General features: G+C 70.6%; 8 protein-coding genes. 6 read left to right on the forward strand and 2 right to left on the reverse strand.

What is annotated here, in order from left to right; genetic code table 11:
• From KDK95_RS32985 to KDK95_RS32995, 3 genes are all read left to right on the forward strand, one after another.
• The coding region (locus KDK95_RS32985; RefSeq protein ID WP_212522285.1) for a discoidin domain-containing protein at window positions 1–866 on the forward strand (866 nt) is incomplete at its 5' end.
• Window positions 867–1031: 165 nt separating this feature from the next.
• The gene (locus tag KDK95_RS32990; protein WP_212522286.1) at window positions 1032–1733 is read left to right on the forward strand and encodes an SDR family oxidoreductase; all 702 of its coding nucleotides are present in this window, start codon (window positions 1032–1034) and stop codon (window positions 1731–1733) included.
• An 87-nt stretch (window positions 1734–1820) separates the two neighbouring features.
• On the forward strand, window positions 1821–2216 hold the full coding sequence (locus tag KDK95_RS32995; protein WP_212522287.1) for a hypothetical protein: 396 nt from the start codon (window positions 1821–1823) through the stop codon (window positions 2214–2216).
• Window positions 2217–2231: 15 nt separating this feature from the next.
• Here KDK95_RS32995 and KDK95_RS33000 read toward each other — a convergent pair whose 3' ends face one another.
• Window positions 2232–2747: a GNAT family N-acetyltransferase gene (locus tag KDK95_RS33000; protein ID WP_212522288.1), complete on the reverse strand. Its 516-nt coding sequence runs from the start codon at window positions 2745–2747 to the stop codon at window positions 2232–2234.
• A gap of 351 nt (window positions 2748–3098) precedes the next feature.
• On the opposite strand from KDK95_RS33000, the gene KDK95_RS33005 reads away from it, so the two are divergent.
• Entirely contained in the window at window positions 3099–3704 is a 606-nt protein-coding gene (locus KDK95_RS33005) for a carbohydrate-binding protein (protein ID WP_212522289.1), read from the forward strand.
• Window positions 3705–3976: 272 nt separating this feature from the next.
• Complete coding sequence (locus tag KDK95_RS33010; protein WP_249162267.1) at window positions 3977–5239, forward strand: ammonium transporter; 1263 nt, start codon at window positions 3977–3979, stop codon at window positions 5237–5239.
• 78 nt (window positions 5240–5317) lie between these two features.
• On the opposite strand, the gene KDK95_RS33015 is transcribed toward KDK95_RS33010, so the two are convergent.
• The gene (locus KDK95_RS33015; protein WP_212522290.1) at window positions 5318–5488 is read right to left on the reverse strand and encodes a hypothetical protein; all 171 of its coding nucleotides are present in this window, start codon (window positions 5486–5488) and stop codon (window positions 5318–5320) included.
• 87 nt (window positions 5489–5575) lie between these two features.
• Here KDK95_RS33015 and KDK95_RS33020 point away from each other — a divergent pair, with 87 nt between their 5' ends.
• Complete coding sequence (locus KDK95_RS33020; protein WP_212522291.1) at window positions 5576–9073, forward strand: tetratricopeptide repeat-containing serine/threonine-protein kinase; 3498 nt, start codon at window positions 5576–5578, stop codon at window positions 9071–9073.
• Window positions 9074–9318: the final 245 nt, after the last annotated feature.

Here is a 9318-nt window from a genome sequence, read left to right on the forward strand (position 1 = left end):
GGCAGGGGCAGGGGCGGGGCTCCAAGGTGCCGGAGGCCGCCGCGGTCGCGCCCCGGTTCACGCTGCCGTCCCGCCGCACGGTCTACGCGGGCGTGGGGGTCGTCGTGCTTCTGTCCGCGGCCTTCGGGATCGCCGAGTACGCGGGACACGGCGCGAAGACCACCGGCGGCGCCGTCGCGCAGAACATCGTGCCGAGCATGGGCGTCGCTTCCGCGCGCTCGGGCATGACGTCGGGCGTGTCCGCGTCCGCGTCTGCGTCGACGCTGGCTTCCGGGTCGGCGCCGGGATCTGCGTCGGCATCCGGCTCCGCCTCGTCTTCCGCGCCGGCCACGTCGACGGCGGTATCGGAGACCTCGGCAGCAGGCACGTCTCAGCTGCCTGCCACGTCGGCGGATACGACCGCCGCTTCGCCAGCGCACGCGGGGAGTGCGGCCACGACGGCGCCCGCCGCGACCGATCTGGCCCTCGGCAAGGCCGAGTCGTCGAGCAGTCACACCGGAAGCCACGTGGCCGCGAACGTCATCGACGGCGACGCGGGCACCTACTGGGAGAGCCAGGTCGGCTCGGGGAGCTTCACGGAGTGGGTCCAGGTCGATCTGGAGAAGGCGATGACGGTGTCGAAGATCGTCATGCGGCTGCCGGCGGACTGGAGCTCGCGGACGGAGTCCATCGAGATCTACGGACTCGCCACCGGCTACGACGGGTTCGTCATCGAGCCGACCACCACGTACTCCTTCAACGAGGCGTCGGGCAACGCGGTCACCGTCAAGTTCGCCGCGCTGAGCACCCGCTACATCCAGCTCATCGTCACCGCGAACAGCGCGGTGGACGCCGGGGAGATGGGCGAGATCGAGGTCTACGGCTGATCAGCCGCGGTATGACTATTAGCCGGTACGGCGCAGCCGTATTTGGCATCGCGTATTCGCCCCATCATGAGGGGCTCGGCGTTCCCCGGCGTGCCCGCCCGGCTGTGGAAGACTCGCCGAACACACGTCGGCGTCGGCGGGCACCCGCCCTAGCGAAGGCACAGCATGAAGCACTACGTGATCACCGGAGCCGGCTCCGGTATCGGGCAGGCGGTAGCGACCAGGCTCCACCAGCGCGGAGACGCGCTCCACCTCGTGGCCCGCAGCACCCTGCGCGCGGCGGAGCTGTACGAGCAGTTCCCCGGCGCGCACGCCCTCGTCGCCGATCTCGAGCGCCCGGACACGCTGGCCGACGCGGTCGCGGGAGCCGACCTCCCCGCGCGGATCGACGGCCTGCTCCACGTCGCCGGTGCGCTCCACCTGGGGCCTGTCGCCGAACTGGGCCTGGAGGCGTGGCGCGCAAGCCTGGCAGTCAACGTCACCTCGCCCGCGGAGCTGACCCGCCTGCTCCTCCCCCGCCTGCGCCACCCCGCCGGGCACGTGCTCTTCGTCAACTCGACCTCGGGCCTCAAGACCCAGAAGCACTGGGCCGCGTACTCCGCCGGCAAGTACGCGGCACGCGCCCTGGCCGACGCGCTGCGGGACGAGGAGGGCCACACCGGGATGCGCGTGACCACGGTCTATCCCGGCCGTACCGCGACGCCCATGCAAGAGGCCGTACACGACCACGAGGCCCGCGACTACGACCCCGCGCTCTGGATCGATCCCGACACCGTCGCCGGCGCCGTCGTCGCAGCCCTAGACCTCCCCGCGGACGCCGAGATCAGCGACATCACGCTCCGCGTCGGCCCTCGGCCGACGATGTGAGGTGTGAGACCGGCCGAAGAGTTGGGCTCGCTAAGAACCTCAGACCTTTCCGTAGCGCGCCGCCTCCCGGACTGCTAGCTTGCGGCAGTGACTTCGGACTCGGGGCGTCCCTCTGCGGATGCGAACATAGACGCGTTGCAGGCTTGGGCGGCGGGCTCGGATTCCAGCTCAGGCGCAGGCAATGGCGCACGCAGAGGCGCAGGCAACAAGCCGGAGCGGCGACGCTCGACCGCGTTCTTCAGCGTGCCCGGCCCGGGCCGGCGCAGCCCGGACAGATCAGCGGGTTCCGAGAAGTCGGCGTACGGCTTCCGCGGCAACTCGCTGATACCCAAGGTCCTGCTCGTCGTGGCCGCAGGTCTCGCCGCCTACATCGTATTCTCCTTCATCATCAGCCTACTGATGATGATTCTCATGATCGCAGGCGGCGTCGCGCTCCTCTACGGCGTCTACCGCTTCGGCCGCTGGCACGGCCGCCGCGACTGACCTCGGCCGACTCGCTTATCCCGCCGGTGACGCCGTCAGCGCCAACCGCCAGTCGTTGACGCGGATGAGCCTCCCCGGCGGATATTCGAGGTCGCACTCGCCGGCCGGCTCGAACCCTGCCTTCCGACACACCGCGTTCGACGCCGCGTTGTGGATCGATGGAAACGCGTGCAACCAGCGTCGGCCTGAACCCTCCTGGGCCGCGCGAGCGGCGTATTCGGCGCACAGGCCCAGTGCGGCGGACGCGAACCCGCGGCCCTGGTACTCGGGCACGATGCCGTAGCCCGTCTCGTACACATCGAGGCCGCCCCAATGCCGCGGCCAGTAACCGACCGAGCCCACGGCTTCGTGCTCGAATACGACCAGGAGCATCTCGCCGTCGGCAGCGTTCTCCAGGTAACGCTCGTGACGGCGCCGGACCTGCTCGGCTGTCTCCGGGCCGCCGAGGTGCTCCGTCAACCGGGGAGCGTTCAGCCGGACCAGCAACTCGTAGCCGGCCTCGGACCAGGGCTCGAGAGCGATCTTCGCCATACATGCCACGGTACAACGTGCGTGAACGGTTCCGGCGGGCGGCACGTAACTGCAGCGGGGGCGGCATCGACTCGGGCACGACGGATTGATGGCCGCCGACGCGTACGCAACCGAAAGCGAGCCGAAGCGATGGGCGCTCAGCGGCAGCGGAAGCAGCCTGCACAGCACACACAGGCGGAGTTCGTCTGGGAGTCGGGCACCGAAGCCGCAAGCACTCCGCATGAGAAGAGCAAGGCCTCTGAGACTTCGCGTAAGTCTGCCGATCCCGTTGGGGCCGTCAAGAGCGGCGGGGCGGTCGCGATGCCGCGCAGGGCCGCCGATCCCGTTAGGGGCGTGAAGAGCGGCCGCGCGGTGACTCGCCGGCGGGTGCAGCTCGGGGTGGCGGCGGCGGTGATCGTGGTGGGTGCGACGACGTGGGCGATTGAGACCATCGGCGGGGGCGCCGGCGTTGCGGGCACCGCGAATTACCCGCAGGCCGCCCCCGCTGCGGCAACGAGCTCCCGGGACGCGGCGGCGCTGGCTGCCGCGAGTTCGGCGTCGGCGTCAGATTCGAGCTCACTCGGCGCGGTGACGCCCTCGGCGGCCGAGACCACCAAGAGTGCGGCGGCCGCGTCGTCGGCACCTACTGCCGCGGCGACCACGGCTGCCGTGGCCGCGGCAAACCCGGGACCGGCAAGTGTGCCGACGACCGCCGCGGAAACGACGTCGGCCGGGAGTGCTGCCAGTCCTCACGCGGTCACGGCGACCACCGCGGCCACGACTCAGGCCGCGCAGGTCGCCGCGACTACGACGTCTGCGGCGCCGGGCGCTTGCTCGACGGCGTGGGCGACGAACACGGCGTACGTACGCGGGGACGAGGTCGCATACAACGGCCAGCTGTGGGACGCGAACCAGTGGAACTACAACGAGGTTCCGGGCGGCGCGGCGGGAGCCTGGGACAGCATCGGAAGCTGCTGATTTGTCCGCATGATCTGATCTGCCGGAATCATCCCCTCGGGTCGAATAACTCGGCCGGCCGCGGCCACGTCAACTGCCCGTAACTTACGCGTTGCATCTGTCACATGAACGAAACAACTCCTGCCGCGCGCGGTAACGGTGCGCCGAGATCGTGTTGGCGCACCGCACCGCCGTTATCTGGGGCTCGACGAGAGCTGCGCCGACCGGAGGAACCGTAGATCGTGGCAACACTGAACACCGGCAACACAGCGTGGGTACTCGTCAGCTCTGCGATGGTCCTGCTCATGACGCCGGGCCTGGCGTTCTTCTACGGCGGCATGGTCCGGGCGAAGAGCGTGCTGAACATGCTGATGATGAACTTCATCTGCATAGCCGTGGTCACGGTCGCGTGGGTGCTGTACGGCTGGTCCGTGGCATTCGGTAACGCGAATGACGCAAAGGGCAACGGTTTCTGGGGCACGCTCGCGCAGTGGGGGATGGAGAACATCTCCTCCGGGATCGCGAGCGACAGCCACGCCACGCTCTATGGCGGCAGCGGCGTGCCGATCTTCGCGGTCGCCTGCTTCCAGCTGATGTTCGCGATCATCACTCCGGCGCTGATCTCCGGCGCGATCGCTGACCGTACCAAGTTCGTCGGCTGGACCGTGTACGTGGCGGCGTGGGTGACCTTCATCTACTTCCCGGTCGCGCACTGGGTCTTCTCGCCGAACGGCTTCATCAACGCCGACCTGCACGTCATGGACTTCGCCGGCGGCACGGCCGTCGAGATCAACTCCGGCGCGGGGGCGCTGGCTTGCGCGCTGGTGGTGGGCAAGCGGATCGGGCACCGGAAGGATCCGATGCGGCCGCACAGCGTGCCGTTCGTGATGCTGGGCGCCGCGCTGCTGTGGTTCGGCTGGTTCGGCTTCAACGCCGGCTCGGCGCTGACCTCCGGCGGCCAGGCCTCGGTGGTGTTCATGAACACGCAGATCGCCGGGTGCACGGCGGTGTTCGGCTGGCTCATCGCGGAGAAGATCCAGCACGGCACGTTCACCACCATCGGCGCGGCGTCCGGCGCGGTGGCCGGCCTGGTCGCGATCACGGCGTCCGCGGCCTCGGTCTCCCCGATCGGCGCGCTCGCCGTCGGACTCATCGCCGGATTCGTGTGCTGCTACGCGGTGAACCTGAAGAACCACTTCGACTTCGACGACTCCCTCGACGTGGTCGGCGTCCACCTGGTCGGCGGACTGCTCGGCACGCTGCTCATCGGCCTGTTCGCGGCGCCGGGCGAGGTGGCCGGCTTCACCAACGGCGCGCGCGTCGGGCTGTTCTACGGCGGCGGCTTCGAGCAATTGCTCTCCCAGGCCGAGGGCGCGGGGATCGTGTTCGCCTACTCGTTCGTCGTCTCGTTCATCCTGGCGAAGATCGTCAACGCCACGGTCGGCCTCCGGGTCACCGCGGACGCCGAGATCATCGGCGTGGACCAGACCGAGCACGCGGAGACCGCCTACGACTTCGGCGGCCTCGCGTCCGGGCACACGCTCGTTCGCGGCTAGGGCTACTGACCTCGCACGGCGCCCCGCACGACGCCCTCCCGCGACACCTCCCGTTACTGTCTCGCGACGGCTCTGGACTCACGTACCTTCGGTGATCCAGTACGACTGTTTGTGCACGACGCCTGATTCGAGCTCGGCGAGGCGCAGTTCGGCGGCGGCCTTGTCAGTGTGCGTAGACACCAGGTAGCGGTTGCCGTTGTCGTCCTGGCGCCACACCTCCCAGCGCCGGGAATCGGGGGCACGCTCCATGCGCCCCACCTTAGCTGCGGACGGGCGCGGTGCTGATCGGGCATAGTGGAACCCGTCGGGGGCCGACGCGGATCGGGAGGTCGAGGGGTGCAACACGGAGTCGTGCTCGCGGACCGGTACGAGGTGCTGGAGCGGCTCGGGCGCGGGGGCATGGGCGAGGTCTGGGCGGCGCGTGACAGGACCCTGCGTCGACGGGTGGCGCTGAAGCTGCTGCCGGTCGGCTCGGGTGCCGCCGGCGGGGATCTGCAGGCGCGGTTCGAGCGCGAGGCGGTGGCGGCGGCGCAGATCAACCATCCGAACGTGGTGGCGCTACACGATCGCGGCGTGCACGACGACATGCTGTTCCTGGTCATGGAGCTGGTCGACGGCATGTCACTCAGCGCCTTGATCAACGCGTCCGGAGTGCTGGCGCCGGAACGGGCACTCGGGATCGCCGAGCAGATCTGCGCCGCGCTGGAGGCTACGCACCGGGCCGGCGTGGTGCACTTCGACATCAAGCCGCAGAATGTGATGATCACCGCCGCCGGTGCGGCTAAGGTCGTCGACTTCGGGATCGCCGGACTGGTCCAGGCGCAGCAGCTCTCTGTCATCCACTCTTCGCGACTGGCTCCGGCGGCGACCCTGGAGTACGCGGCGCCCGAGCAATTCACCGAGGAGCGCGGGGACGCGCGGTCGGACCTCTACGCGCTCGGCGGCGTGCTGTTCGCGATGCTAACCGGGCACGCGCCGTTCACCGGCACCAGCGCGTGGGCGGTGATGGCGGCGAAGGTCAACGACGAGGCGCCGCGGTTGGAGCGGGCCAGGCCCGGGCTGCCGCCCGAGCTCGCCGACCTCGTCGCGCGTCTGCTGAAGCGCGATCCGGCGCAGCGTCCGCAGACCGCTCACGAGGTGCGTGGACTGCTCGCGCAGATCCACGCCGGACTCGCTGGACTCGCCGGGGGCGCCGGGGGCGAACCGCCCGTCGGGACGACCACATTCGACGAGCGGCTGCCGAAGCTGCCCACGCCGACCGCCGCTCCGTCTGCCGCTCCCACCGCTACCCCGGCCGCTACTCCGGGCGATGCGGCCCCGCGTCCCGCGGCGGTGAGCGGGCCGCGCCAGCTGCCGCCGGACACGCGGCTGTTCACCGGTCGCGAGTCCGAACTCCAGGCTGTGTTCGAGCTCGTGGAGCAGGCCCGTGACGACGCCGACTACGGCTCGGGGGCGGTCGTCCTCGCGGCGATCGACGGGATGGGCGGGGTCGGCAAGACCGCTTTGGCGATCCGTGCGGCGCACCGGCTGGCCGCGCAGTACCCGGACGGACAGCTGTTCCTGGACCTCTACGGCTACACCGACGGCGCCGCGCCGCGTGATCCGGGCGACGCGCTGGCCGCGCTGCTCGGCGGTCTCGGCGTACCGCCGCAGCGCATCCCCACCGACCTCGACGCGCGCGCCGCCGTCTACCGCGACCTGCTCGCCGGCACCCGCACGCTGATCGTGCTGGACAACGCCGCCGACGAGGCGCAGATCGCACCGCTGCTTCCCGCCTCCGACACCTGCCTGGTCCTGGTCACCAGCCGCAAGCGGCTCAAGGCTCTGGACGACGCGCTTCCCCTCTCGCTTGACGTCCTGGCGAAGCAGGAAGCCGTCACGCTGCTGCGCAAGGCCGCCCGCCTCGGCGCGGACGCGGAGGACGAGCCGCTGCTCGAACAGGCCGTCGAGCTGTGCGGATACCTGCCGCTCGCGCTGCTGATCGCGGGGGCGCTGCTGCGCACCGGCGGCGCGGCCTGGAACCTCAGCGTCCTGATCGAGCGGCTTAAAGCGGGGCGACCCGGGCGGGACTTGTCCGGCTACACGGATGAGTCCCGCAGCGTACAGGCCATCTTCGACCTCTCCTACCAGCAGTTGTCCGAAGAGCTGAAGGTGCTCTTCCGCCGCGTCGGGTTACTGCCCGGCCCCGAGGTCGACGCATACGCGGCGGCGGCCCTGCTGGACAGCGACCCGCACGCCGCGGGCTGGCTCGTCGAACGACTGGCGGATCAAAGCCTGCTGACGGGCTCCGCACCCGGCCGCTACCGTCCGCACGATCTCGTCCGCGCGCACGCCCGCACGCTGGCCGCCGCGACCGACCCCGAAGAAGACCGAGCGAGCGCGCTGGACCGGCTGTACGTCTATTACGCGCACACCGCCGAAACCGCGTCGACCGACATCGCCCGCCACCCGCGGCCGGCCAACGAGCGGCCCGCACCCGCGCACGCCCCCGAACTGGCCGACCACGACGCCGCGCGCGCCTGGCTGCGTACCGAGTACGCCGACCTGGACGCGGCGTTCGCGCATGCGCACGCGGAGGGCCTTGACGAGCACACCATCGCCCTCGCGTCGGGCCTGGCCGAGGTCCTGCTCGCCGACGGCCCGTTCACGCGAGCGCTTGAGATCCATCAGGCCGCCGCGGAGACCGCCGAGCGCCTGGGACTCGAGGCGGCCACCGTCGCAGCCCTCAACGATCTCGGCCGGGCACAGATCGCGAGCGACTCCTTCCCGGCGGCCCTCGGCGTGCTCGAGAGATCCGTAGAACTCGCCCGAGGTCTCGGCCTGCGCCTCGACGAGGGCAACGCGCTCACCCACATCGGCCGCGTGAAGGTGCTGACGGGCGAATACGCCGAGGCGGACGACGCCCTCACGCGAGCGCTGGAGATCTTCCAGGAGGACGGAAGCGCGCTCGGCGAGGCCAATGCCGTGACCGACCTCGGGTTCGTGCTCTACGCGCTGGGCCGGCTCCCCGATGCTGTCGACGCGGCCGATCGCGCACTGGAGCTGTACCGCTCGGTCGGCCACCGCCTCGGCGAGGCCAGCGCCCTCGGCGTGCTCGGCCGCGTGCGGATCACGCTCGGCGAGTACCGCGCTTGCGCTGATGCGCAGGCCCAAGCGCTGCAGATCTTCCGCGAGCTCGGACACCGACTCGGCGAGGCCAACGCGCTCAACGAGCTCGGCCGCGTGCACTACCTGCTCGGGGACTATCCGGAGTCGCTCGACGCGCTCAACCAGGCGTTGGAGATCTACCGGGCGCACCGCAACCCGGTCGGCGAGGCGACCGTCCTCGGCGAGCTCGGCCGCGTGCACCGGCTGACCGGCGACTATCCCGGCGCCGTCGAGGCCCACGCGCGGGCCCTGCAGATCTTCCGCACGCTGGGGCACCGCCCCGGCGAGGCAGGCGCGCTCACCACGCTCGGACGCGTCTACTACTTGATGGAGCGCTACTCCGAGGCCGAGGACGTTCTCAGCCAGGCGCTGCAGATCTTCCGCGCCGTCGGCGAACGCGGCAACGAGGCCTGGGCCTTGAACTACTACGCCGCCGCCCTGGCCGCCACCGGCCGCCGCACCCGCGCATACGAGCTGTATCAGCAGGCGCTGGCCGTGAACCGCGAGCTCGACAAGCCCGACGACGTAGCGATCTCCCTCGAAGGCATCGCGGACCACCACCTCGCCGAGGGCGCCGCGGACCAGGCCGTCGCGCATCTCGGCCAGGCGCTGGAGATCTACGACCGCCTCGGCATGCGCGCCGACTCCGAGCGCGTCCGCGCCCGTCTCACCGAGCTCGACGCGTAGCAAAGCACGCTCTCCGCCTCAGCCAAGCCGTACCGCGCGCGAGCGCAGCAGGTGCCAGGCCATTGTCGGCCACGTCGACGCGGCGCCACGTTGACGCGGCGAACGCTGCGAACGCGGCGAACGCGGTGAACGCGGTGAACGCGGCGACACTAGCTCAAGCCCCGGACTCACCCGGCACGCGTGCCAGGAAGACCCGTCCGACTTCACCCCGTCTTCCGGTGTACGCCCCCGCCCCCGCCCTCGCC

This window comes from Actinospica acidithermotolerans (assembly GCF_018139625.1).
Classification (GTDB): domain Bacteria; phylum Actinomycetota; class Actinomycetes; order Streptomycetales; family Catenulisporaceae; genus Actinospica; species Actinospica acidithermotolerans.

Excerpts from the sequence above, each read along its gene's own strand:
- KDK95_RS32990 (WP_212522286.1), top strand. The coding sequence starts at position 1,032 with ATGAAGCACTACGTGATCACCGGAGCCGGCTCCGGTATCGGGCAGGCG.
- KDK95_RS33000 (WP_212522288.1), bottom strand. The coding sequence starts at position 2,747 with ATGGCGAAGATCGCTCTCGAGCCCTGGTCCGAGGCCGGCTACGAGTTG.
- KDK95_RS33010 (WP_249162267.1), top strand. The coding sequence starts at position 3,977 with ATGGTCCTGCTCATGACGCCGGGCCTGGCGTTCTTCTACGGCGGCATG.
- KDK95_RS33015 (WP_212522290.1), bottom strand. The coding sequence starts at position 5,488 with ATGGAGCGTGCCCCCGATTCCCGGCGCTGGGAGGTGTGGCGCCAGGAC.